Source organism: Ornithinimicrobium jinqii (assembly GCF_045032595.1).
In the GTDB taxonomy this organism is placed as follows: Bacteria; Actinomycetota; Actinomycetes; order Actinomycetales; family Dermatophilaceae; genus Ornithinicoccus.
This window is the reverse complement of sequence record NZ_JBJFZS010000002.1, coordinates 54,699-78,346: the sequence shown is the minus strand read 5'-3', so window position 1 is coordinate 78,346 and position 23,648 is coordinate 54,699. Positions and strand designations below refer to the sequence as shown.

Sequence of the window (23,648 nt, the reverse complement as noted above, 5' to 3'; positions counted from 1 at the left end):
CGTGCCCACCGAGCCCTAGCATCGAGCGCATGACAACCACCTCGCACGACGTCGTCGTCGTCGGCGGCGGCCACAACGGCCTGACCGCTGCCGCCTACCTCGCCCGGGCCGGTCTCTCGGTCCTGCTGCTGGAGCGTCAGGAGGCGGTCGGCGGGGCCACCGTCTCGGCGGAGGCCTTCGCGGGGATGGGCGCGAGGCTGTCCCGGTACTCCTACCTCGTCAGCCTGCTCCCTCGGCAGATCGTCGACGACCTCGGTCTGTCGCTGCACCTCGCCCGTCGGCGCTACTCCTCCTACACCCCCGTCCCCGGCGGTGACACGGGGCTGCTCATCGACAACGAGGACGCCGGCGCGACCGCCCGGTCCTTCGCGGCGGTCGGCGCGGCGGCGGACGCGCCCCGGTGGCACGAGTTCTACGACCGGACCGGGCAGCTGGCCAGGGCCGTCTGGCCGACGATGACCGAGCCGCTGCTGCGCCGCGGGGAGCTGGCGCGCAGGGTGGGGGACCCGGGCCTGGTCCGCGACTTCCTCGAGCGTCCGCTGGGGGAGGTCGTCGAGGCCACCTTCACCGACGACCTGGTGCGTGGTGTCGTCCTCACCGACGGCCTGATCTCCACCTTCGCCCCCGCCCACGGCACCGACCTGCGTCACAACGTCTGCTTCCTCTACCACGTGGTCGGCGGGGGCACCGGCGACTGGGACGTCCCGGTCGGCGGCATGGGCCAGGTCTCCGACCAGCTCGCGGACGTCGCCCGCCGCGCCGGCGCCCGGCTGCGGACCTCGGCGACGGTGACCGCTGTCGAGGAGGGCGCCGTGACCTGGCAGGACGGGCGGGGTAGGGAGTCGCGCGCCACCGCGCGCCACGTCCTGTGGGCGGGCGCCCCGGCCGTCCTCGACGACCTCATGGGCGTCGGGCACGAGCGTGTGGAGGGCTCCCAGGTCAAGGTCAACCTGCTGCTCTCCCGGCTGCCCCGGCTGCTCGACACCTCGGTGGACCCGGCCGCCGCGTTCGGTGGCACCTTCCACATCAACGAGACCTACACCCAGCTCGAGGACGCCTACCGCAGCGCCGAGGGCGGCCGGGTGCCCGACCCCGTGCCCGCCGAGATCTACTGCCACTCGCTGACCGACCCCTCGATCCTCAGCCCGCAGCTGCAGGCCTCCGGGGCGCACACCCTGACCGTCTTCACCCTGCAGACGCCGGACCGCCTCCTGGACGCCTCCGACGGCCACGACGACGTCCACGTCCAGGACCGGGCCCGGGAGCGGCTGGAGCGGGCCGTGCTCGACTCTCTCGGCTCGGTGCTGGCTGAGCCGGTCGACGACGTGGTGATGCGCCAGCCGGACGGCCGGCCGTGCGTGGAGACGCGCACGACCCGCGACCTGGAGCGGACGCTGGCGATGCCGGGCGGCAACATCTTCCACGCGCCGCTGACCTGGCCGTGGGCGGAGGACGACGCGCCGCTGGACACCGCCGCGCGCCGCTGGGGCGTCGACACGGCATACCCCGGGGTGCTCCTCGCCGGTGCCGGGTCCCGGCGCGGCGGGGGAGTGAGCGGGCTGGGCGGCTACCACGCCGCGCGGGCCGTGCTCGAGGGCTGAACGCCGCCGCAGCGGCGCCCAGCCCTCGTCCCGCTGGTGCCGGTCAGGTGTCGCGGAACGGGTGCGGCTCGTGCGCGCGCCGCTCGTCCTCGGCGATCATGTCCGGGTCCTCGTGCAGACCGTCCGTGACCTCCGGGCGGGAACGCAGGAAGAGGACGCTGGCGATCAGCCCTCCCCAGACGACCACCATGGCGACCAGCATCATGACGACGGCGGTGGTGGTCATCGCTGCTCCTCCTCGAGCTCGGGCCAGGCGCGGAACGAGAGATCGTCCCGGCCCTTCCAGGGTATGGCGGTCAGGACGAGCGCTGCCACCACGACGAAACCGAGCATGCCCCAGCCGAAGACCGCGAGGTACCAGGCGGGCAGGTCCTCGTAGCCGTCGCTGACCAGCGAGACGAGCTTCTGCCCCAGCATGACGACCAGGAAGCCGGGTACGAGGATGCCGATGAGGGCGACCCAGACGCGCCCGACCTTGAAGGTCGACACGGCGTTGAGGTGGCGGCGCAGCACCTCCCCGCGGCGCAGCACCCAGACCACGACCACGGTCATGACGATCGCCGAGACGACGATGCCGACGTTGTTCGCGAACTGGTCGACCGTGTCGAGGGCCAGCAGCCCGGACGTGGTGGAGAACAGCGAGATGGACAGCGTCCCGCACAGCACCGACACCAGGATGGCGCTGGCACGACGACCCAGCCCGAACTTCTCCTGGACGGAGGCGGCCACGCCGAGCAGGATCGAGATGATCGAGGTGAAGCCGGCCAGCACCAGCGAGGCGAAGAACACCACGCCGAAGATGTTGCCGCCCGGCATCTCGGAGATCACGGCCGGGAAGGTGACGAAGGACAGGATCGGACCGGTCAGCCCCTCGAGCTCGGCGACCTCGACCTGCTGCTGGTGGGCGAAGAAGCCGAGGGTGGCGAAGACGCCGATGCCGGCGAGGATCTCGAAGGAGGAGTTGGCGAACGCCACCACCAGCCCCGAGCTGGTCATGTTGGCCTTGCGCCGCTGGTAGGAGGCGTAGGTCACCATGATGCCGAACGCGATCGACAGGGAGAAGAAGATCTGGGCGTAGGCCGCGATCCACACGTTGAGGTCGGTCAGCGCCGACCAGTCGGGGGTGAACAGCGCGTTGAGGCCGTCCATCGCCCCGGGGAGGGTCAGCGACCGGACGACGAGACCCGTGAAGGCCACGACGAGCAGGGGGATGAAGATGATGTTGACCCGCTGCACGCCGTTGGCCACGCCCGCGGCGATGATGAGCAGCACCGCGACCCAGACCAGGACGAGCGGGATCGCGACCGCCGGGACCACGCTGGTGGAGATGACCGGGTCGCCGACCTGCAGGTAGTCACCGACGAAGAAGCCGAGGGTGTCCTCGCCCCAGCGCAGGTCGAAGGCGTAGACGAAGTAGCTCAGCGACCACGCGACCACCGCGGCGTAGTAGACCGAGATGACGAACGAGAGCATGATCTGGAACCAGCCGAGGGCCTCGGCCGGCCGGGCCATCCGCCGGTAGGCCAGCGGCGCCGCCGCACGGTAGCGGTGGCCGATCGCGTAGTCGAGGAACAGGATCGGGATGCCGGCGGTCAGCAGGGCCACAAGGTAGGGGATGAGGAAGGCCCCACCACCGCTCTCGTAGGCGACCCCGGGGAACCGCCAGATGTTGCCCAGGCCGACCGCCGAACCGATCGCCGCGAGGATGAAGCCGGTGTTGTGGCTCCAGGTCTCGCGGGTCTCGGGGGTCTCGGGGGCGGCGGAGCGCGTCGTGCCAGTCACTGCGGCCTCCTACGGTGTCAGAGGACGGCGTTGGGATGCATCGCCAACGCCTCCACCTCGGTGTGGATGTATCGGTACATCGGCAGTCCGGAGACGAGGGCGTGCAGCTCGTCGTGCGACCCGGCGTCGAACAGGCAGTAGTTGGCGTACTGCCCGGCGACGCGCCAGATGCCGGCGATCTTGCCCCGCCTCTGAAGGTCCTGAGAATACTCCTTCTCGGCCCTCACCAGCTGCTCCCGGACCTCGCCGTCGAGGTCGTCGGGAAGGGTGATGGTCATCCTCACCATGTAGAGCACGGTCCGGCCCCTCTCAGCGGGTGGTGGGGGAGTCGGCGGTCACCGGGTCGAGCACGAAGCCGTAGTCGACCGAGGAGGTGCCGTCGCCGGCGTCCTGCGGGTCCAGGACGAGCTCGGGCTTGACCGCCGAGGCGATGTCGTCCTCGTTGTGCGGGTCGCCGGGGAAGTACAGCTGGGCGGTGAGCAGCTCGTGCCCGGGCGCCGACACCTTGACGTGCAGGTGCGCCGGTCGCCAGGCGTGCCAGCCGGCCGCGGCGATGAGCCGGCCGCAGGCCCCGTCGGTGGGGATCTGGTAGGGCGCCGGCTGGACGGTGTGGATCGAGAAACGGCCCTCTCCGTCGCTGACGAAGGTGCCGCGCAGGTTCCACTCCGGCAGGCCGGGGGCGTACTGGCTGTAGAAGCCGTTGCCGTCCGCGTGCCACAGCTCGACCGTCGCACCGCCGAGCGCCTCGCCGGAGGTGGAGGTCACCTGTCCGCTCCAGGTCAGCGGCGTCCCGGGCTCGTCCTCGCGCATCGCGATGGTGCCGTCGTGCGGGTGCTCCGGCGCGCCGGGCACGTAGTAGGGCCCCTCGATGCTGCCCTTGGACCCCTCGCGGTGGGAGGTGTTGACGCCCTCGACGACGTGCTCGACCCACACGTCGAGGAAGAGCGGCCACTCGCCGTCCTCACCGACCGAGATCAGCCACGTCTTGAGCGCGTCGTACTCCTCGTAGGTCATCTGGTGCTTGCGGATCACCTCGTGGATCGCCTGCAGGGCTTCGGTCGCCATCGCGCTGACCCGCTCGGCGGGCACGTGGACGGCGGCCTTCTGCTTCTTGCGGAAGGCCTCGGTGGCGCCGGCGCCGGACTCGGCGGCCTTCGCGTCGAACTCGCTGCGGTTCTCGGTCATGGCACTTCTCCTGGTGGTGGGTGGCGGGTGGCGGGTGGCGGGTGGTGGGCGAGGGTATGGCGTGCGCCCGCGGCTCAGGCGTCCTGCCGGTAGCGGGCCAGCTTGTCCTCGTCGAGGACGACGCCGGTGCCCGGGACGGTGGGGGCCAGCAGCCGCCCGTCGGTGATCTGCAGCGGCTCCGCCAGCAGGTCGTCGGTCATGTCGAGGAAGTTGGACAGCTCTCCGGCGCGCCGTGAGGTGGCCTCGTGGGCGGCACCGAAGACGACCGAGCACAGGGTGCCGATCTGCCCGTCGATCTGGTTGCCGAGGACGACCTCGACGCCCAGGCCCTCGGCGAGGTGGAGCACCCGCTCGCTCTCGGAGAAGCCGGTGCGCGAGGTCTTGATGCTGATCGCGGTGGCGGACCCGGCGAGGAGCTCGCGCGTCACCTGGGCCGGCGTCGGCACGCTCTCGTCGGCGACGAAGGGGATGGGGCACTGCTGCACGAGCCAGCGTCGCCCGAGGACGTCGTCGGCGGGGTTGAGCTCCTCGGCCAGCGTGAGGCCGAGGTCGGCCATCTCGGCCAGGGCGCGGGCCGACTCCGAGGCCGTCCACCCGCGGTTGCCGTCGACGTAGAGCTCGATCTCCTCGCCGAACTCCTCGCGCAGGGCACGGACCACGTCGACGTCGAGGCGGTAGGGACGGCGCCCGACCTTGACCTTGAACACCGAGATGCCGTAGTCGTCGCGCACCCGGTGCGCCTCCGCGACCATCGTCCCGGGGGTGTCGAAGCCGAGCATGTGGCTGACCCGCAGGCCGTCGGCATACCCGCCGAGCAGCCGGTGGACCGGCTGGCCGACGGCCTGACCGATCACGTCCCAGACCGCCATGTCCACGGCCGCCTTGGCCGTGGGGTTGCCGACCGTGCGGTGCAGACGGGCGCGGTGCTCGGCGCGGTCGAGCACCGAGGTGCCGGTCACGGCCGGACCGAAGAGGTCGCGCACGACGGCCGTGATCGAGGCCTGGGTCTCGCCGTAGGTGTAGGGCCGTGGCGGCGCCTCCGCGGTGCCGACGAGCCCGCCGGCGGTGTGGACCCGCACGACCACGTGGTCGGCGGTGCGCACCTCGCCGGAGGCGAACCTCAGCGGCTTCCGGTAGGGGATCGCGTAGGGGATGGCCTCCACGCGGGTGATGGTCAGGTCGCTCAACGCGCCTCCTGGGCGGTGCGGGGGACGTCCGGCTGGTCGGCCGGCCCGGTCGGGTCGGTGGGCACGGGGGAGAGGGCGCCCTGCTCGCGGAGCGCCTGCAGCACGCTGCGCAGCACCGGGGAGGGGTCGTCGCGCCGCCAGGCGACGGCCAGCTGGACGTGGACCGCGCTGTCGGTGGCGCGGAAGGAGACGCCGGGCAGCGTGAGGGTGCGGGCGGACTCGGGCACGAGGGCCACGCCGAGGGCGGCGGCCACGAGCGCCAGCAGGGTCGAGGTCTCGCCGACCTCGTGGGCGGCGTCCGGCTCGAACCCGGCCTCGCGGCACGCCGAGCGCACGGCCTCGCGCACGACGGAGCCGGAGGTGTGGGCGTAGGTGACGAACGGCTCGCCGTGTAGCGCGGCCAGCGGGACGACGTCGTCGGTCTCCGAGGAGGCGGCCAGCGGGTGGCCGGCGGGCAGCGCCAGCACCAGCGGCTCGCGGCGGACGACGACGTGCTCCAGACCGCCCTCCGACAACGGGGGCCGCAGGATGCCGAGGTCGAGGCGGTCGCCCACCAGCGCTCTCTCCTGGTCGGGGGTGAGCATCTCGGTGTGCACCTGCAGGTGCACCTGGGGGAGCGCGGTGGTCAGGACCTGGGCGACACGCGGCAGGTAGCCGTAGGCGGCCGTGCCCGTGACGCCGAGCCGCAGCGTCCCGGTGACACCGGCCTCGGCCCGCCGGGCCGCCCGGGTGGCGTGGTCCAGTCGGCGCAGCACGTCGCGGACCTCCTCGACGTAGGCCCGGCCGGCGTCGGTCAGCTCCACCGTGCGCGTGGTGCGGTGCAGCAGCGTGACGCCGACCTCGCGCTCGAGCTGGCGCACGGCCCGGGACAGCGCGGGCTGGGCGATGTGCAGCTGCTCTGCCGCCCGGCCGAAGTGCAGGGTGCGGGCGACCGCGTCGAAGTACCGCAGGTGCCGAAGCTCCACCTCTACCCTCGCTCTCAACCGATCCTCATTGATGCCTGATCGTCACTCTAGAGAGCCGGACTAGGAGAGGGCAAGCACCAATCGAGCATCAATCGAGACCCGCGAGGCATCACTGCGACCGGACGCGTGGTGGTGCCCGTCCGGTCGCGGGGTGGTGCTAGCCCCCGTGACGCGTGGCCAGCAGGTCGACCGCGTACCGGTACCCATGGACCCCCGCGCCCGCGATGATCGCCTCGGCCACCGGCGACAGGTATGACGTGTGCCGGAAGCTCTCGCGCGCGTGCGGGTTGGAGATGTGCACCTCGACGACGGGCAGGGCGCTCGCCTTGACGGCGTCGAGCAGCGCGACCGAGGTGTGGGTGTAGGCGGCGGCGTTGAGGACGACGCCGAGCACGTCGCCCGCGGCTCGTGCCTCGTGCAGCGCGTCGACGAGGGCGCCCTCATGGTTGCTCTGCACGCACGTGACCTCGAGCCCGTGCTGCGCTGCCGTCGCGGCGCAGAGCTGCTCGACGTCGGCGAGGGTCGCCGTGCCGTAGATGGCCGGCTCCCGGGTGCCGAGCAGGTTCAGGTTGGGGCCGTTGAGCACGAGGACGCGGGTCATGGTCCCAGCGTGGCACACCTCTACAGTGGGGCCATGGGTGTCACGGAGTGGTGGCGGCGGATCGCCGGACGGGGCGCAGGCCCGACGTCGCGCGCGTCGGGTGTCGCGTCGAGGAAGCCGGGCACGACCGGTGCGGCGAAGGCCGCCAGGTCGTCGACGTCATCGCGACCCACGAGGGCCGGCTCACCCACGGGGAAGCCCGGACGGCGCGCCGAGGTCGACCCGTCGCGCCCCGTCGTCGGGGTCGTCGTGTGCAAGAGCGGGTGGCTGGGGGCCGTGCTCGACCGGTCCGGGCACGGGACGCCCCACCTGGTCGTACGGCCCACCCTGGAGGACCTCGTCGCGCATCTCGGGGACGTCACGGTCGTCGGGGTGCACCTGCCGATCGGGCTGCCCGACGACAGCCGGCGCGAGGCCGACCTGGAGGTCCGCCGTCTCCTCACCGGCCGTGCCTCCTCCGCGGTCGTCACGACGCCCGTGCGCGACGCGGTCTACGCCGAGACGTACGGCGAGGCCAACACCCTCAGCCGGGAACGCACCGGCGCCGGCGTCGCGAAGGAAGCGTTCGACCTGCGGCGTCAGATCGTCGAGGTGGACCGCTGGCTGCGGCAGGACCTGCCCTTCACCGTCGTCGAGGTCCACCCCGAGGCGGCGCTCGCCGTGATGGCGGGCACCCCGCTCGCCTCCCGCCGCCGAACCGCGGAGGGCTCTGCCGAACGGCGCGAGACCCTCGCGCAGGCCGGTGTCTTCGTGCCGGCCACGGCACCGGGCGGGGCCGTCCCGGACGACGTCATCGGGGCCTGCGCCGCCGCGTGGAGCGCGCACCGCGTCAAGACCGGGCAGGCCCTGAGCTTCCCGGGACAGGCCCAGACGTTCTCGGACGGGCTCCCGGCCGTCATCCGCGTGTGACCCGCTCCGCTCCTCAGTCCGTTTCTCGCCCACCCCGAAGGGGACGCACGATGACGACACCGCCGACCACGCAGCGACCGCCGTTCCCCGACTTCGGGGCGGCCGAGCCGCGCGACTACCGCATGCTCATCGGCGGCGAGTGGGTGACGGCCGTCGCCGGCGAGACGATCGAGGTCATCACCCCGATCGACCGCCACCGGGTGATCGCCCGGACACCACGTGGCCGGGCCGAGGACGCCGACCGCGCGGTGACCGCCGCGCGCGCGGCATACCCGGCCTGGTCCCGGGCCGTGTTCACCGACCGCCAGCGGGCGCTGCTGCGCATCGCCGACGACCTGGAACTCATGGTCGAGGACCTGGCGCGGCTCACCAGCCTCGACACCGGCAACGCGCTGCGGACGCAGGCCCGGCCGGAGGCCGAGCTGCTGGTGCAGACCTTCCGTTACTTCGCCGGGCTCGCGGGAGAGCGCAAGGGGGTGACGCTGCCGACGGGTGACGATGCGCTGTCCTACACGCGCCGGCTGCCGCTGGGCGTCGTCGCGGGGATCCTGCCGTGGAACTCCCCGCTGCTCATCGCGGCGTTCAAGCTGCCGGCCGCGATCGTCTCCGGCAACACCCTGGTCCTCAAGGCCGCCGAGGACGCCCCGACGACGATCCTCGAGCTGGCCGAGGTGTGCCAGCGGCACCTGCCGCCGGGCGTGCTCAACGTCCTGACCGGCTACGGACCCGAGGTCGGCGAGGCGCTCGTGCAGCACCCGGGTGTCGACAAGGTCAGCTTCACCGGGTCCACGGCCACCGGGTCCGGCGTGGCGGCCCGTGCCGGACAACGCCTCGCCCACGTGTCGCTGGAGCTGGGCGGTAAGTCCCCGTGCGTCGTCTTCCCCGACTCCGACACCGACGAGGTCGTCGATCAGGTGCTGCTGGCCACCAGGTTCGCCCGGCAGGGCCAGAGCTGCACGTCGGGGTCGCGGCTCTTCCTCCACGAGGACGTCCACGACAGCTTCCTGGACAAGCTCGTGGCGAAGGTCTCCCGGCTGAGGGTGGGCGACCCCCGCGAGGAGACCAGCGACATCGGCTGCATCATCAACGAGCGGCAGTGGCAGCGGGTGCAGGGCTACCTCGACGACGGGCTCGCGCAGGAAGGGGTGGGGGTCGCCTACGACGGGCGGTCCGCGCTGACCGTCGGCGAGCCGGGGTTCTACCACGCGCCGGTGATCCTGACCCAGGTGGCGAACGACTGGCGGATCGCGCGCGAGGAGATCTTCGGGCCGGTGCTGTCCGTCCTGAGGTGGCGTGACGAGGACGAGGTCGTGCGGATGGCCAACGACTCGCACTACGGGCTGGCGGCGTTCGTCTTCTCCCGGGACATCGGGGCAGCGCTGCGGACGGCGCACCGGATCGAGTCCGGCTGGGTCCAGGTCAACCAGGGCGGCGGGCAGCAGGTCGGTCAGTCCTACGGCGGCATGAAGGCCAGCGGTCAGGGCCGGGAGTTCTCCCTCGAGGGGATGCTGGAGGGGTTCACCCAGATCCAGCAGGTCAACGTCCGGCTCACCTGAGGCCTACGCGCCGAGCCGTCGGGACCGGGACGGCGGTCTGGGACAATGAGCCCCATGAAGAACTCTGACACCACGCTGACTCTCCTCCAGATCACCGCCGCCCTGAGCGCCCTGCTCGGGGTGCTCCAGACCGTCCTCGGCTTCGGCTGGGTGTCCATGCCGGGCTGGCACGGGACGCTGGGCAACGTGACCTTCGTGGTGGCCCTCCTGGCCGCGGTCTTCGCCTTCCTCTGGATGCGCAGGAGCGCCAACAAGGGGCTGTTCATGCACGCCGCGGGCATGGCGGTGCTGGCCCTGGTGCAGATCGCGCTGGGGGAGATGGAGATCCGCGAGGTGCACATGGCCACCGGCGTGCTGTTCCTGCTCGGCTCGGTCGCCCTGGCCACCCTGGCCTTCCGCAAGCCGGGTAGGGCGCTCGCGGACCAGCCGAACGACCCGGCGCGCCTGCGCTGACCCGACCCGGCTGGACCGGCAGCGGGCAGAGTCAGCCGGGGGACCCGTCGGGGACCCGGCCGAGCTGCGCCAGCACCGTCCAGGCCTCGGCCATCGACGGCCCGTACCAGGTGAGCAGCCGACCGCTCACCAGCCTGGTCGGGGTCCGGGAGAACGCCTCCGGACCGTCGTCGCCGGTGAAGACGTAGGGCTCGTCGGGCAGCACCACGAGGTCGGCGCCCGCTCCGTCGATCTGCTCGAGGGCCACGTGGGGGTACCGCTCGGGGTGCGTGCCGAAGGCGTTCGCCAGACCCGCCCTGCTCAGCAGGTCGCCCGTGAAGGTACGTCCGCCGACGACCATCCAGGGGTCGCGCCAGACCGGCACGGCGACAGTGGCGCGCGGCGGGGTGGGGCCGGGGGGTCCACCCCAGACCCTCCGCACCTCGCGCAGCCAACCCGGCTCGCCCCAGCCCAGCACCTGGGCGAACAGCCGCCCCATCGCGCCGAGCGCGTCGTCGACGGACTCGACCACCCCGACCCACACCGGCACCCCGGCACCACGGAGCCGCTGCACGTCCAGCTCCCGGTTCTCCTCCTGCACGCAGACGACGAGGTCGGGACGCAGCGCGCGCACAGCGGCGAGGTCGGGGTTCTTCGTCCCGCGCACCCTCGGCACGTCGAGGTCGCCCGGATGGGTGCACCAGTCGGTCGCGCCCACGAGGGCCGCGCGCCTCGTCTGCGCCAGCGCCTCGGTCAGGGAGGGTACGAGCGACACCACACGCCCCACCGGGCCCTCGGGCAGGACGACCTCGTGACCGAGGTCGTCGGTCACGGTGCGCGTCATGCCTCCCCGAGGACCGCGCCGTCCTCGACCGTCCCGCCCTCGGCGCCGAGCACGACGGTCCCGTGCACGGTGACCTCCCGTCCGAAGGTCCAGTCGCCGCGGACCTCGAGCCGGTCGGTCCGCACCAGCGACGGCGCGCCCCGGGGGAAGCGGGCGTCGAAGTCGGCGATCATCCCGTAGTGCTCCTTGGTCAGGTCGACCACCGGCGCCGGGTCGACGGTGCGGGTGAGGCGGTAGGTGCCCGGGTCCACGTCGTAGACGTCGGAGCGCAGGAGGAGCAGCTCGTTGGTGGTCTTGACCGGCACGAACCGCTCCCGGGTCACGCCCACCGAGACCGCGTCGTCGAAGAGCTCGACCGCGCCACCCATCGCCGACTCGATCTGCACGACGGGTGTCGAGCCCTTGTCGGTGGGGTCGACGGTCTTCTCGTTGCGGATGAGCGGCAGCTCGAGCACGCCTCCGCGTTCCTCCAGCATGGCGGCGAGCCGCTCGAGGTCGAACCACAGGTTGTTGGTGTGCACGAACGGGTGCTTCCGCGCGTCCATGAAGTGGACCAGCTCCTCGGGAGCGGTCTGCGCCGTGTCGCGCAGCACGAGGCGGCCGTCGGAGAGGCGACGCACCAGGTGCCCGCCCTTCTTGTCCATCTCGGTGCGCGGGCACACCTCGGCGGCGTAGCCGGCTCCGCTGGCGGCGAACCACGCGGCGAGCCGGCCGTCCGGGACCGCCCCCAGGTTGTCGACGTTGGAGACGAAGGCGTAGCGGTAGCCCCCGTCGAGCAGCCGGCGCAGGATGCCCGAGGACAGCAGCGAGGGGTAGAGGTCACCGTGCCCGGGCGGGCACCACTCCAGGCGGGGATCGGCGGGCCAGTCCACCGGGGTGAGGTCGTCGGCGCGCAGCTTCGGCTCCTGGCTCTGCAGGAAGTCCAGGGGTATGTCGTCCACGGCCAGGTCGGGGTAGCGCGCCAGCACCTCCAGCGTCGCCCCCTGGGTGGAAAAGCTGTCCATGAGCACCAGCGGCAGCCGCACGCCGTGCTCGGCCCGCAGCGCCAGCACCTGCCGCACGGTGACGTCGAGGAAGGTGAGGTCCTCGTGCACCGGGAGCAGGGACTTCGGGCCCGCGAGCCCCATCGAGGTCCCGAGGCCACCGTTGAGCGTGATGACGACCGTGCGGTCCAGGGCCGCCCTGGCCTCCTCCTCACCGACGTGCACGTCCGTCAGCCGGACGTCGGGCTCCGCCGGTGACACGTCTGCCTCGGCGATGAGACCGGTCGCGCCGCCGGCAAGCTTGTCGTAGTGGGCGGCGAAGGTGTCGACCGCCGGGCGGTCGACCCCTGCCCCGGTCATCCGCTCGATCGCCTGTCGGCGTCCCTGCTCGCTCATGGCCACAAACCTATCTGCACGCACCGACGGTCCGGGTCTGGTCTGTCCGGAGCGCCGGTCATACGATGGCGAGGGCGCGTTGCGCGCCGTCGAGCTCGAGGAAGAGGAACGGTCATGGACGCACGTCTGGCGGGCAGGGTGGCTCTCATCACGGGTGCTGCGAGCGGTATCGGGAAGGCGACGGCGGCGCGGCTGGCGGCCGAGGGTGCTGCCGTGCTGGTGACCGACATCCAGGTCGAGCTCGGTGAGGAGACCGTCGCGGAGCTCGTGGAGGGCGGGGCGAGGGCGGCCTTCCTGCGGCACGACGTCACCTCCGAGGAGGACTGGCAGGCGGCCGTCGAGGCCGCCGTCGCCGACCTCGGTGGCCTCGACATCCTCGTCAACAACGCCGGCATGGGCGACCTGAAGACGATCGAGGACACCACCCTCGAGGAGTGGGACCGGACCGTCGCCGTCGACCAGACCGGTGTCTTCCTCGGGATGAAGCTCGCCGCCCCGGCCCTGCTCCGCTCGGGGCACGGCTCGATCGTCAACATCAGCTCGATCTTCGGCACCAGTGGTGGGTTCGGGACCTCGCCCGCCTACCACGCCGCCAAGGGGGCCGTGCGCACGCTGACGAAGAACGCCGCTCTGCACTGGGCGACGGAGGGGATCCGGGTGAACTCGATCCACCCGGGATTCATCATCACCCCGATCCTCGACTCGGCGAAGGGCACGCCCTTCTGGGACGCGATGACCGCCCTGACCCCGATGGGCCACCTGGGCGACCCGGCGGACATCGCGGCGGGCGTGGCCTACCTGGCCAGCGACGACGCGAGGTTCGTGACCGGTCTGGAGCTCTACATCGACGGTGGCTACATGGCCCGGTGACCCCCCGACCCGCTTGACCCAAACGTCAACCGCGTCGTCGGCCTCGTCTACCATCGGCAGAGGACCCGACTCGACGAGGAGACCCACGGTGAAGAACGAGAAGCCGGCATCGACCGGTGGCGAGCGCCCCGCGATGCACAGCCCGCAGAACCCGGTCCGCATCGTCACGGCGGCGAGCCTCTTCGACGGTCACGACGCCTCGATCAACATCATGCGGCGGATCATGCAGAGCCAGGGTGCCGAGGTGATCCACCTGGGCCACAACCGGGCGGTCGAGGAGGTCGTCGACGCGGTCCTGGACGAGGACGCCAACGGCGTCGCGGTCTCGTCCTACCAGGGCGGGCACGTGGAGTACTTCGAGTACCTCGTGCAGCGCCTGGCCGAGCGCGGCGCCCCCCACGTGCGGGTCGTCGGTGGTGGCGGCGGCGTGATCGTGCCCGAGGAGATCGAGCGGCTGCGCGCCGCGGGCGTGACCATCTTCTCCCCCGAGGACGGGCAGCGGCTGGGCCTGCCGGGCATGATCAACCAGGTCGTCAGCGACTGCGACTACGACCTGTGGGACGCCGGCGCGGCCGACGTCGACGCCGTGCTGGCGGGGGACCGGGCCGCCCTGGCGCGCGCGATCAGCGGCGCCGAGCTGGGCAGGGTGCCGGAGCAGGACCGGGCCCGGTATGTCGAGGCTGCCGGGGCACGCACCGTGCCGGTCCTGGGGATCACGGGCACGGGCGGGTCGGGCAAGTCCTCGCTGACCGACGAGCTGCTGCGCAGGGTGCGGGTCGACCAGGCCGACGCCCTGAAGGTGGCGGTCGTGGCCATCGACCCGACCCGGCGCCGGGGCGGCGGGGCCCTGCTGGGCGACCGCATCCGCATGAACTCCCTCGGCAGCCTGTCCGGGCGGGGCACCGAGCCGACCGGCACGACCTTCTTCCGCTCGATGGCCACCCGTGGGGAGCGGGAGGTGCCCGAGGCGTTGTCCCTGACCCTCGACATCCTCAAGGCTTCCGGGTTCGACCTCGTGATCGTGGAGACTCCGGGCATCGGGCAGGGCGACGCGGGGATCGTGCCGTTCGTGGACACCTCGCTCTACGTGATGACGCCGGAGTTCGGAGCCGCCAGCCAGCTCGAGAAGATCGACATGCTCGACTTCGCCGACGTCGTCGCGATCAACAAGTTCGAGCGGCGCGGCGCGATGGACGCGCTGCGCGACGTCGGCCGGCAGATGGTGCGCAACCGCGGGGCCTTCGGCAAGCGCCCCGAGGACATGCCGGTCTTCGGCACCTCCGCCGCGACCTTCAACGACGACGGCGTGACCGCGCTCTACCAGCACCTCCTGGGTCTGCTCGCCGAGCGCGGGCTGCCGGTCCGCGAGGGCACCCTACCGCGGGTCGACGTGCGCCACTCCTCGACGATCCGGCAGGTCGTGCCGCCCACGCGGGTCCGCTACCTGTCCGAGATCTCCGAGACCGTCCGCGGCTACCACGACGACACCGAGAGGTATGCCGTGGCCGCCACCCGGGTGCAGCGCCTCGAGTCGGTCGACGACGAGCTCGCGGCGGCCGGCAAGACCGACCACGGCGTCGACGAGCTGCTGGAGTCGGCCCGTGGTGACGTGCCCGCGCACGTGCGGGCGATGCAGGAGCAGTGGCCGGCCACGGTGGCCGCCTACTCCGGCGACGAGCACGTCACCCACTCCCGGGGCCGCGCGATCACCACCCGCCTGACCAGGGAGTCCCTGTCCGGCACGAAGGTGCCGCGGGTGGCGCTGCCGCGCTACACCGACGCCGGCGACATGGTCCGCTGGTGGCGTCGGGAGAACCTGCCGGGCGTCTTCCCGTTCACGGCCGGCGTCTTCCCGTTCAAGCGCGAGGGCGAGGACCCGGCCCGGATGTTCGCCGGGGAGGGTGACCCGTTCCGCACCAACCGCCGCTTCAAGCTGCTCTCCGAGGGTCAGCCCGCGACCCGGCTGTCGACGGCGTTCGACTCGGTGACGCTCTACGGCCGCGACCCGGGCGAGCGGCCGGACATCTACGGCAAGGTCGGCACCTCGGGGGTGTCGGTAGCGACGATGGAGGACATGAAGGCGCTCTACGACGGCTTCGACCTCCTCTCACCGACGACGTCGGTGTCGATGACGATCAACGGTCCGGCGCCGACGGTGCTGGCCTTCTTCCTCAACACCGCGGTCGACCAGCAGCTCGACGCGTTCCGCGAGCGGGAGGGTCGCGAGCCCTCGGGCGCCGAGGCCGACGAACTGCGCGCGCACGCCCTGGAGAACGTGCGCGGCACCGTGCAGGCCGACATCCTCAAGGAGGACCAGGGGCAGAACACCTGCCTGTTCACCACCGAGTTCTCGCTGCGGATGATGGGCGACATCCAGGAGTGGTTCATCGAGAACGGCGTGCGCAACTTCTACTCGGTGTCGATCTCCGGCTACCACATCGCCGAGGCGGGGGCGAACCCGATCAGCCAGCTGGCGTTCACCCTGGCCAACGGGTTCACCTACGTGGAGTCCTACCTGGCGCGCGGGATGGACGTCAACGACTTCGCGCCCAACCTGTCCTTCTTCTTCTCCAACGGGATGGACCCGGAGTACTCCGTCATCGGCCGGGTCGCGCGGCGCGTCTGGGCGGTCGCGATGCGCGAGAAGTACGGCGCGAACGAGCGGTCGCAGAAGCTGAAGTACCACGTGCAGACCTCCGGTCGTTCGCTGCACGCGCAGGAGATGGACTTCAACGACATCCGCACCACGCTGCAGGCGCTCATCGCGATCTACGACAACGCCAACAGCCTGCACACCAACGCCTACGACGAGGCCGTGACCACCCCCTCGACCGAGTCGGTCCGCCGCGCGCTGGCCATCCAGCTCATCATCAACAAGGAGTGGGGGCTGGCGATGAACGAGAACCCCGTCCAGGGGTCCTTCATCATCGACCAGCTCACCGACCTGGTGGAGCAGGCGGTGCTCGCCGAGTTCGACCGGATCTCCGAGCGTGGCGGCGTGCTGGGGGCGATGGAGACGGGCTACCAGCGGGGCAAGATCCAGGACGAGTCGCTGCTCTACGAGCAGCGCAAGCACGACGGGTCGCTGCCGATCATCGGCGTCAACACCTTCCGACGCCCGGCCGGCGACACCGAGGAGCACGTCGTCGAGCTGGCCCGCGCCACGGAGGCGGAGAAGCAGTCGCAGCTGGACCGCGTCGCCGACTTCCAGTCGCGGCACGAGCAGGACGCGACCGAGGCCGTCGCGCGTCTGAAGGAGGCGGCGCTGGCCGGCGACAACGTCTTCGCCGTCCTCATGGACGCGGCACGGGTGTGCTCCCTGCAGCAGGTGACCGAGGCGTTCTTCGAGGTCGGTGGGCAGTACCGCCGCAACGTCTGACCGGCTACGCCGGCCGGGGACGCGGGGTCCGCGGCCCCTCAGACCAGCAGGCCGTCCTCGTCCACGAGCCCCAGCTCGCGGGCCCGGTTGACCGCCGAGAGGCGGTCCCCGACGCCCAGCTTGGCGTAGATGTTGGCCAGGTGGTGCTGCACGGTGCGTGGCGAGCAGTCGGCGAGGTGCCCGATCCGGACCGCGGTGTGACCCATCGACAGCAGGTGCAGGATCGTGCGCTCGCGGCCGGTGAGGTGCACGGCCGGGTCCACGAGGGGCCGGCGGTCGTCGACGTCCGCCGGCAGACCGAGGACGAGGTGCGGGCCGGGCTGGAGGATCCGCGAGACGTCGCGGACGACCGGGCGCACCGCGTGCAGCACGATCAGGTCCTCGTCAGAGAAGTCCTCGCCCGCGCGGCCGAGCACGAAGGCCAGGAAGCGGGGTCCGGACCGCACGGGGAGCAGCAGGAGCTGGTCGACGCCCCAGGTGAGGAGGTAGTCCGCGCGGCGCTCGGAGGCCTCCCACGCCTCGGCGCCGTAGTGGCGGGCGGCCGTGGTGACCGCCTCGCTCCCGGCGCGCAGGGCGTCGAGGAGCAGGTCGGGCTCGTCCACCTCGTCGGGCTCGCCAGCGGTGCGGGGCGGGGGACGCACCGGCGTCGCCGAGCGCAGGAAGACGCTGTGCACCTCCCGGTCCCCGGGGCCGCCGTGGACGAGCATGCCCAGCGGCGCAGACACGGCCCGCACCAGCGAGTCCACGGCTGCGCTCAGGCGCATGGCGGCTGTCCCCTCCGACGTGGCGACGCTCTCGATCACCTCGACGACGGTGCTGAAAGGGTCCACCGAGATCCCGGTCGTCACGAAAGTTCACTGTGGTCCCACGCTGTCCCGATGTAAACCCCTACTGACAAGTCTTTACCGGACCTTGGCGATCCCCGGACCGGACGGCTGGTGAGCTGGGGTGTGGACGACCGGGGAGGTCTGTCACCGCCCCCATCTACCATGACGGACGTGCCCGCCGATCTCACCGCAGCCTCCTGGGTCCTGCAGATCACCCGCGAGGAGCTGGTCGCCGACCTCGGCGTGATCACCACCATGCGGGCGGAGGGGTATGCCGCGTCGGGGCGGGTGCGCACCCTCGTCGCCGGGCCCGGTGGGCAGATGCTGCTGGCGACCGTGGCCGGCAGCGCCCGGCACGTCTACCAGACGATCGTGCGTCGGGTCGGGGAGCACGGCGCGGGGTGGGTGGGGCAGTGCAGCTGCCCGGTCGGCAGCGACTGCAAGCACGCGGCGGCGGTCCTGCTCAGTGCGCAGCAACGGTTACGGGACGCGGGCGTCGACGGTCCCGCCACCTGGGAGAGCGCGCTGGCCGAGCTCGTCCGCACCCCGGGTCCGGAGGCCGGGGGGCGTCAGCGTGTCCCGCTCGCGATCCAGCTGTCGGTGGAGCACCCGCCGCTGGCCGCGCCCGAGGTCATGATGCGTCCGGTGCGGCCGGGCAAGGGGAGCAGGTGGGTGCGGTCGGGGGTGAGCTGGCGCGACCTGGCCAGCCCCTGGTCCTCGCCCGACGTGCAGCCGGCGCAGCGCGCGGCGCTGGCCCAGCTGCACTCCGTCGCCCAGGGCGGGGGGCACTACGCGCACTACGCCGCGGCGCAGCTCCCGCTCGGCGGGCTGGGGACCCTGGCCTGGCCGCTGCTGCAGCGCTGCCGCGAGGTCGGCGTCGAGCTCGTGCCCGGCACCGGCGTGGCCGACGTGGTCCTGGGCGAGGGGCGGGTGGCCGTCACCCTCGACCTGTCACGCGGCGAGGACGGGGGCCTGACCCTGCAACCACGGTTCGGCCACGACGGGACCCCCGCCCCAGCGCAGGGCCAGCGCTTCCTCCTGGGCGAACCCCCGCACGGTATGGCGCACCTGGACGACGGCGGACGGCTCACCCTCTGGCCCCTGGCCAGCGTGCCGGCCGGGGCCGTGTCGCAGCTCGTGGCGCGGCAGACGCCGGTCCACGTGCCCGCCGAGGACGTCGACCGCTTCCTCACGCTCTACTACCCGGCGATGGCGCGGCAGGTCGAGCTCAGCTCGGTCGACGGCACCGTGCCCGCCGCCGCCGTGGTCCGTCCCCGCCTGCGGCTCGACGTGACCCCCCTGCCCGAGCACACGCTGCGGCTGGAGTGGTCCTTCACCTACGCCCTGCCCACGGCGTCGGGCGACAGCACGGTCACGAGGTTCCCGCTGGTCCGCTCGCCCCAGGACCCGCCGCGCGACCGGGACGCCGAGGACGCCGCGGTGCGAGCAGTGCTGCCGCTCCTCGACGACGTGCGCTTCCTGCTCGACACCTCGGGCCCGGTGCTCGCCCGGGGCGGGCCACGACCGGCGTCGCCGCTGACCCTCGACCGCCACCGGATCGTCCGCCTGGTCGGCACGGCGCTGCCACGCCTGCTGGCCAGCGAGGACGTGGACGTCGTCGTGCACGGCGAGCTGCCCCGCTACGAGGAGGCCGACGAGGCCCCCGTGCTCACGATCGAGACCCGGTCCGGCGACGCGCACGACTGGTTCGACCTGCACGTCACCGTGACGGTCGGTGGGGAGCCGGTGCCGCTGGAGGAGCTGCTGGCCGCTCTCGTCCGGGGGGACCCGACGATGTTCCTGCCCTCCGGCACCTACTTCCCGCTGCAGACCGCAGAGCTGGACGCCCTGCGCCGCCTCATCGACGAGGCGCGCGAGCTCGAGGATGCACCGCCGCGCCCGGGCACGGTGCGGATCACGCCATACCAGGCGGGGTTGTGGGAGGAGCTCGTCCAGCTCGGGGTCGTCGGTGCGCAGAGCGAGGGCTGGCAGCGGTCCGTGAGCGAGCTGCTCTCCCTCGGCGACGCCGACCGGGGGGTCGTGCGTCCGCCCGACGGGCTGGAGGCCGAGCTGCGGCTCTACCAGCTCGACGGCTTCCGGTGGCTGAGCACGCTGTGGGACGCCGGGCTCGGCGGGGTGCTGGCCGACGACATGGGGTTGGGCAAGACCCTGCAGACGCTGGCCATGGTCACCCGCGCGGAGCAGCGCGGCGACCTCGCAGACGGGGCCGTGCTCGTCGTGGCCCCGACGAGTGTGGTCGCGACGTGGGCGGAGGAGGCCGCCCGGTTCGCACCGGGACTGAGGGTCGCGACCGTCACGGCCACGGAACGGAGACGGGGCCACGAGCTGGGCGAGGCCGTCGGTGGCGCCGACCTCGTCATCACCTCCTACACCCTGCTGCGGCTGGAGTCCGACGACTACCGTGCCCTGCCGTGGAGCGCGGTCGTGCTCGACGAGGCGCAGTTCGTCAAGAACCACCGATCCGCGACCTACCAGGCGGCGCGCAGGCTCGGAGCCCCGCGGACCTTCGCGATCACCGGCACCCCGCTGGAGAACAGCCTGATGGACCTGTGGTCGATGCTGTCGCTGGCGGCACCAGGGCTCTTCCCCCGTCCCGAGGTGTTCACCGAGCGCTACCGCAAGCCCATCGAGGCGGGCGACGCACCTCCGGGCCTGCTGGACACGCTGCGGCGCCGGGTGCGTCCGTTCATGCTGCGACGCACCAAGTCCGAGGTCGCCAACGAGCTGCCGGCCAAGACCGAGCAGACCCTGCACGTGGACCTGCACCCCGCGCACCGGCGGGTCTACGACCGGCACCTCGCGCGTGAGCGGCAGCGCGTGCTCGGGCTGCTCAGCGACATGGACAAGAACCGGGTGGCGATCTTCCGGGCCCTGACCGCGCTGCGCCAGCTCGCGCTGGACCCGTCGCTGGTCTCGGACGAGCACGAGGGGCTCGCGACCTCGGCCAAGATCGCCACGCTCGTCGAGCAGGTCACCGAGCTGGCCGCCGAGGGGCACCGCGCACTCGTGTTCTCCAGCTTCACCGGCTACCTGGCCCTCGTGCGCCGGGCTGTCGACGCGGCGGGCATCAGCTACAGCTACCTCGACGGCCGCACCCGGGACCGGGCGGCTCGGATCGCAGCGTTCCGCGACGGCGACGACCCGCTGTTCCTCATCAGCCTCAAGGCCGGGGGCTTCGGCCTGACGCTGACCGAGGCCGACTACGTCTTCGTGCTCGACCCCTGGTGGAACCCCGCGGCCGAGTCGCAGGCCATCGACCGCACGCACCGGATCGGTCAGACGCGGCCGGTGAACGTCTACCGCCTGGTCTCGACCGACACGGTCGAGGAGAAGGTCGTGGCCCTGCAGCAGCGCAAGCGCGACCTGTTCGCCACCGTCGTCGACGCGGGCGAGTTCCGTTCCGGTGCCATCACCGCGGCCGACGTCCGGGACCTGCTGGGGGAGTAGCCGGGCGGGTCGGACGTGGGCGGGTCGGTGGCCCCGGGACCCGGTGAGCACGGGCAGCCACGCCCACCCCTCCTTCAGGCACGCTCCCGCGCGTGGGGGCCCGGTCCGCGCCGATGATCTTCCAAGCGCTGCTTTGGCTGCAGCAGGCTCCCCATGTACGGTATTCAAAAGATCATTGGAGGAGCAGCGAATGGACAGTCGACAGGCGAAGAGCGTCGTGTTCGACCAGCTCGCGGTCGTGGGCAAGGCCTTCGGGAGCGCGAAGCGGCTGGAGCTCATCGACCTCATGAGCCAGGGCGAGCGGACGGTGGAGGCGCTCGCGCGGGAGGCGGGTCTGGGGGTGAGCACCGCATCCGCGCACCTGCAGGTCCTCAAGCTCTCGAACCTCGTGAGCACGCGGCGCGAGGGCACGCGGATCTTCTACTCGCTGGCCGGCGAGGACGTGGCGGCGCTCTACGCCTCGATGCGGACCGTGGCCCGCGCGCACTCCGCGGACGTCGACCGTGCCCTCGGCTCCTACTTCGGACTTGGCCGGCACGGGGACGCCGACGCCGACGTGGTCGAGATCTCCCGCGAAGACCTGCTGGAGGCCCTGGACGCGCGGACGGTGGTCCTGCTCGACGTGCGGCCGGTCGCTGAGTACGCCGCAGGCCACATCCCCGGGGCGCGCTCGGTGCCGTTCGACCAGCTGGCCGAGGACCTCCCCCTGCAGGACCTGGGCGACGACGTCGAGATCGTCGCCTACTGCCGTGGCGCGTACTGCGTGATGGCCCACGACGCCGTTCGCCTTCTCCAGGCGCAGGGCCGCACAGCGCGCCGCCTCGAGGACGGGCTCCTGGAGTGGCGCGTGAACGGACTCCACGTCGAGACCGGCGCCTGACCCCGACGCCGGTCCGCCCGACCGTCCACCCCCGCGAACGACCGTCCACCCCCGAGAACGACCGTCCCCCCAGGAGAACCATGCCCCGGACCACCAGCACCGCCCCCCGCAGGAGAGTCACCGTCCCCGTCGTCGTGGCGGTCGTCGCCGCTCTGATCACCGGCGTCATGCTCATCACCCTCGGCCTCACGCGCGGCGCACCCGCCGACGAGGGCGGCACGGCGGCAACGGCCGGACGCGCCGAGGCCGGTAGCGCCACGGTCCAGGACCCCTCCGCGCAGGAGGACCCGCTCCTGGCGGTCGTGCGACGGGACCCCCAGGACGGCCTGGCGGTCGGCGACGTCGACGCACCGGTCGTCATCGTCAACTACTCGGAGTTCCAGTGCCCGTTCTGCGGCAAGTTCGCCCGCGACACCGCCCCGGCGCTGCAGGAGTACGTGGACGACGGCACGCTGCGCATCGAGTGGCGCGACTTCCCCTACCTCGGTCCTGAGTCCATGACGGCGGCCCTGGCCGGCCGTGCCGCGGCGGCTCAGGGTGAGTTCTGGGCCTTCCACGACGCCATGTTCGCCGACCAGCAGCCGCCGAACAGCGGCAGGCTGACCGAGGACCACCTGGTCGGCATCGCCGAGACGGTCGGCCTCGACACCGAGCAGTTCGTCGAGGACCTCTCCGACGGAGCCGCCCGGGAAGCGGTCGAGGCGGACTTCGCCGAGGGCCAGGCGATCGGCGTGACCGGGACGCCGGCCTTCCTGGTGAACGGGCGCCCGATCATCGGGGCGCAGCCGACCGAGGTGTTCCTCCAGGCGGTCGAGCAGGCCGCGGACGAGGCACCGTGATCGAGGTCAGCCTGCTCGCGGCCTTTGCGGCAGGCGTGCTCGCACTCCTCTCCCCGTGCAGCGCGTTGCTGCTGCCGTCGTTCTTCGCCTATGCGTTCGCGAGCCGCTCCGCCCTGCTCCTGCGGACCGCGGCCTTCTACGGCGGACTGCTGCTGACCCTCGTCCCCCTGGGGACGGGCGCCGCCGCCGCGTCCACCCTCTTCTACGGCCACCGCGGACTGCTGATCACGATCGCCGGATGGTCCATCATCGGCCTGGGCGTCGTGCAGGTCCTCGGCCGATCCTTCGCCATGCCGTTCAGCCGCCAGCTCCAGGCGTGGACCAGCCGGCAGTCGCGGGGCTCCGGCACGGGGGGCGCGTCCTTGCTCTCCACCGTCGCGCTCGGGGCCGTCTACGGGCTCGCCGGGTTCTGCTCCGGACCCGTCCTCGGGGCGATCCTCACGATGGCGGCGACGCAGGACTCGCCCTGGCAGGGCGCTCTCCTGCTGGCCGTCTACGCCCTCGGCATGGCGGCGCCGCTGTTCGTGCTGGCCGCGCTCTGGGACCGGTTCGACCTGGGCCGCAAGCCCTGGCTGCGCGGCAGGATGCTGACGCTGGGCCCCGTGACCGTGCACTCCACGTCGTTGGTCTCCGGCGTGCTCTTCGTGCTCATCGGCATCCTCTTCCTGCGCTTCGACGGCACAGCAGGCCTGACCGGTGTCCTCGGTGCGGGTGACACCACGGACCTCGAGTTCGAGGCTCAGCGCTGGGTCGCCCAGGTCACGGCCGGGGTGCCCATGTGGCTGGTCCCGGCGACCGTCGCCGTGGTCGCAGGACTGGTGGCCTGGCGTCGGTCCCGGCGCGACCGGGAGGACGCCCCGGTCGTCGACGACCGCGAGGACACGTTCTCGACCTGAGGGCGACCGGTGGCCGGCCGGGCACCGCCCCGACGGGCGGGAACGCGG

At 72.3% G+C, this 23,648-nt stretch carries 20 protein-coding genes; 10 read left to right on the top strand and 10 right to left on the bottom strand.

Going from position 1 to position 23,648, the window contains the following annotated elements:
• The first annotated feature begins 29 nt into the window (after nt 1-29).
• Nucleotides 30-1,601 (top strand): phytoene desaturase family protein, encoded by a 1,572-nt coding sequence (locus ACI3ET_RS00740; RefSeq protein ID WP_405030983.1) that lies wholly within the window; start codon nt 30-32, stop codon nt 1,599-1,601.
• Between the two features lie 43 nt (nt 1,602-1,644).
• Here the strand turns inward: ACI3ET_RS00740 and ACI3ET_RS00735 are convergent, their stop codons facing one another.
• From ACI3ET_RS00735 to aroQ, 7 genes are all read right to left on the bottom strand, one after another.
• Nucleotides 1,645-1,827, bottom strand: coding sequence for a methionine/alanine import family NSS transporter small subunit (locus ACI3ET_RS00735; RefSeq protein WP_405030982.1), 183 nt, complete (start codon nt 1,825-1,827; stop codon nt 1,645-1,647).
• Entirely contained in the window at nt 1,824-3,383 is a 1,560-nt protein-coding gene (locus ACI3ET_RS00730) for a sodium-dependent transporter (protein WP_405030981.1), read from the bottom strand. The genes ACI3ET_RS00735 and ACI3ET_RS00730 overlap by 4 nt, the downstream gene beginning before the upstream one ends.
• A 17-nt stretch (nt 3,384-3,400) precedes the next feature.
• A complete protein-coding gene (locus tag ACI3ET_RS00725) occupies nt 3,401-3,670 on the bottom strand; it encodes a muconolactone Delta-isomerase family protein (RefSeq protein ID WP_405030980.1) in 270 nt (89 codons plus the stop codon).
• A 22-nt stretch (nt 3,671-3,692) separates the two neighbouring features.
• The gene (gene catA, locus ACI3ET_RS00720; RefSeq protein WP_405030979.1) at nt 3,693-4,568 is read right to left on the bottom strand and encodes a catechol 1,2-dioxygenase; all 876 of its coding nucleotides are present in this window, start codon (nt 4,566-4,568) and stop codon (nt 3,693-3,695) included.
• Between the two features lie 74 nt (nt 4,569-4,642).
• Entirely contained in the window at nt 4,643-5,755 is a 1,113-nt protein-coding gene (locus ACI3ET_RS00715; protein ID WP_405030978.1) for a mandelate racemase/muconate lactonizing enzyme family protein, read from the bottom strand.
• Nucleotides 5,752-6,720: a LysR family transcriptional regulator gene (locus tag ACI3ET_RS00710; RefSeq protein ID WP_405030977.1), complete on the bottom strand. Its 969-nt coding sequence runs from the start codon at nt 6,718-6,720 to the stop codon at nt 5,752-5,754. Before ACI3ET_RS00710 ends, ACI3ET_RS00715 begins: the two co-directional genes overlap by 4 nt.
• A 157-nt stretch (nt 6,721-6,877) precedes the next feature.
• Nucleotides 6,878-7,321: a type II 3-dehydroquinate dehydratase gene (gene aroQ / locus ACI3ET_RS00705; protein ID WP_405030976.1), complete on the bottom strand. Its 444-nt coding sequence runs from the start codon at nt 7,319-7,321 to the stop codon at nt 6,878-6,880.
• A 33-nt stretch (nt 7,322-7,354) separates the two neighbouring features.
• On the opposite strand from aroQ, the gene ACI3ET_RS00700 reads away from it, so the two are divergent.
• Genes ACI3ET_RS00700 through ACI3ET_RS00690 form a run of 3 tightly spaced genes read left to right on the top strand, consistent with a single transcriptional unit; the run spans nt 7,355 to nt 10,239 of the window.
• The gene (locus ACI3ET_RS00700) at nt 7,355-8,230 is read left to right on the top strand and encodes a DUF429 domain-containing protein (protein ID WP_405030975.1); all 876 of its coding nucleotides are present in this window, start codon (nt 7,355-7,357) and stop codon (nt 8,228-8,230) included.
• Nucleotides 8,231-8,280: 50 nt separating this feature from the next.
• Nucleotides 8,281-9,786 carry an aldehyde dehydrogenase family protein gene (locus ACI3ET_RS00695; RefSeq protein WP_405030974.1) on the top strand — a complete coding sequence of 502 codons (1,506 nt, stop codon included), beginning with the start codon at nt 8,281-8,283 and terminating at the stop codon, nt 9,784-9,786.
• A 54-nt stretch (nt 9,787-9,840) separates the two neighbouring features.
• Nucleotides 9,841-10,239 carry a hypothetical protein gene (locus tag ACI3ET_RS00690; protein ID WP_405030973.1) on the top strand — a complete coding sequence of 133 codons (399 nt, stop codon included), beginning with the start codon at nt 9,841-9,843 and terminating at the stop codon, nt 10,237-10,239.
• 31 nt (nt 10,240-10,270) lie between these two features.
• Here the strand turns inward: ACI3ET_RS00690 and ACI3ET_RS00685 are convergent, their stop codons facing one another.
• Together ACI3ET_RS00685 and ACI3ET_RS00680 are read right to left on the bottom strand one after the other, a co-directional pair.
• Nucleotides 10,271-11,062 carry a helical backbone metal receptor gene (locus ACI3ET_RS00685; protein ID WP_405030972.1) on the bottom strand — a complete coding sequence of 264 codons (792 nt, stop codon included), beginning with the start codon at nt 11,060-11,062 and terminating at the stop codon, nt 10,271-10,273.
• Complete coding sequence (locus ACI3ET_RS00680; protein ID WP_405030971.1) at nt 11,059-12,441, bottom strand: UTP--glucose-1-phosphate uridylyltransferase; 1,383 nt, start codon at nt 12,439-12,441, stop codon at nt 11,059-11,061. Before ACI3ET_RS00680 ends, ACI3ET_RS00685 begins: the two co-directional genes overlap by 4 nt.
• 114 nt (nt 12,442-12,555) lie before the next feature.
• Between ACI3ET_RS00680 and ACI3ET_RS00675 the strand changes: the two genes are divergently transcribed.
• Together ACI3ET_RS00675 and icmF are read left to right on the top strand one after the other, a co-directional pair.
• Entirely contained in the window at nt 12,556-13,311 is a 756-nt protein-coding gene (locus tag ACI3ET_RS00675; protein WP_405030970.1) for an SDR family NAD(P)-dependent oxidoreductase, read from the top strand.
• A 133-nt stretch (nt 13,312-13,444) separates the two neighbouring features.
• Nucleotides 13,445-16,690: a fused isobutyryl-CoA mutase/GTPase IcmF gene (gene icmF, locus ACI3ET_RS00670; protein ID WP_405030995.1), complete on the top strand. Its 3,246-nt coding sequence runs from the start codon at nt 13,445-13,447 to the stop codon at nt 16,688-16,690.
• A gap of 38 nt (nt 16,691-16,728) precedes the next feature.
• On the opposite strand, the gene ACI3ET_RS00665 is transcribed toward icmF, so the two are convergent.
• Complete coding sequence (locus ACI3ET_RS00665) at nt 16,729-17,538, bottom strand: helix-turn-helix transcriptional regulator (RefSeq protein ID WP_405030969.1); 810 nt, start codon at nt 17,536-17,538, stop codon at nt 16,729-16,731.
• Between the two features lie 150 nt (nt 17,539-17,688).
• On the opposite strand from ACI3ET_RS00665, the gene ACI3ET_RS00660 reads away from it, so the two are divergent.
• From ACI3ET_RS00660 to ACI3ET_RS00645, 4 genes are all read left to right on the top strand, one after another.
• On the top strand, nt 17,689-20,985 hold the full coding sequence (locus ACI3ET_RS00660; RefSeq protein WP_405030968.1) for a DEAD/DEAH box helicase: 3,297 nt from the start codon (nt 17,689-17,691) through the stop codon (nt 20,983-20,985).
• Nucleotides 20,986-21,175: 190 nt separating this feature from the next.
• Entirely contained in the window at nt 21,176-21,865 is a 690-nt protein-coding gene (locus tag ACI3ET_RS00655; protein WP_405030967.1) for an ArsR/SmtB family transcription factor, read from the top strand.
• A gap of 80 nt (nt 21,866-21,945) precedes the next feature.
• Nucleotides 21,946-22,704: a DsbA family protein gene (locus tag ACI3ET_RS00650; RefSeq protein ID WP_405030965.1), complete on the top strand. Its 759-nt coding sequence runs from the start codon at nt 21,946-21,948 to the stop codon at nt 22,702-22,704.
• A complete protein-coding gene (locus tag ACI3ET_RS00645; protein ID WP_405030964.1) occupies nt 22,701-23,600 on the top strand; it encodes a cytochrome c biogenesis CcdA family protein in 900 nt (299 codons plus the stop codon). Before ACI3ET_RS00650 ends, ACI3ET_RS00645 begins: the two co-directional genes overlap by 4 nt.
• Nucleotides 23,601-23,648 lie beyond the last annotated feature (48 nt).

Bases quoted from the DNA above. Each gene is read 5' to 3' on its own strand.
- icmF (WP_405030995.1), top strand. From the start codon at position 13,445: ATGCACAGCCCGCAGAACCCGGTCCGCATCGTCACGGCGGCGAGCCTC.
- ACI3ET_RS00655 (WP_405030967.1), top strand. From the start codon at position 21,176: ATGGACAGTCGACAGGCGAAGAGCGTCGTGTTCGACCAGCTCGCGGTC.
- ACI3ET_RS00740 (WP_405030983.1), top strand. From the start codon at position 30: ATGACAACCACCTCGCACGACGTCGTCGTCGTCGGCGGCGGCCACAAC.
- ACI3ET_RS00725 (WP_405030980.1), bottom strand. From the start codon at position 3,670: ATGGTGAGGATGACCATCACCCTTCCCGACGACCTCGACGGCGAGGTC.
- ACI3ET_RS00735 (WP_405030982.1), bottom strand. From the start codon at position 1,827: ATGACCACCACCGCCGTCGTCATGATGCTGGTCGCCATGGTGGTCGTC.
- ACI3ET_RS00700 (WP_405030975.1), top strand. From the start codon at position 7,355: ATGGGTGTCACGGAGTGGTGGCGGCGGATCGCCGGACGGGGCGCAGGC.
- ACI3ET_RS00685 (WP_405030972.1), bottom strand. From the start codon at position 11,062: ATGACGCGCACCGTGACCGACGACCTCGGTCACGAGGTCGTCCTGCCC.
- ACI3ET_RS00690 (WP_405030973.1), top strand. From the start codon at position 9,841: ATGAAGAACTCTGACACCACGCTGACTCTCCTCCAGATCACCGCCGCC.
- ACI3ET_RS00675 (WP_405030970.1), top strand. From the start codon at position 12,556: ATGGACGCACGTCTGGCGGGCAGGGTGGCTCTCATCACGGGTGCTGCG.
- ACI3ET_RS00680 (WP_405030971.1), bottom strand. From the start codon at position 12,441: ATGAGCGAGCAGGGACGCCGACAGGCGATCGAGCGGATGACCGGGGCA.
- ACI3ET_RS00650 (WP_405030965.1), top strand. From the start codon at position 21,946: ATGCCCCGGACCACCAGCACCGCCCCCCGCAGGAGAGTCACCGTCCCC.
- ACI3ET_RS00695 (WP_405030974.1), top strand. From the start codon at position 8,281: ATGACGACACCGCCGACCACGCAGCGACCGCCGTTCCCCGACTTCGGG.
- aroQ (WP_405030976.1), bottom strand. From the start codon at position 7,321: ATGACCCGCGTCCTCGTGCTCAACGGCCCCAACCTGAACCTGCTCGGC.
- catA (WP_405030979.1), bottom strand. From the start codon at position 4,568: ATGACCGAGAACCGCAGCGAGTTCGACGCGAAGGCCGCCGAGTCCGGC.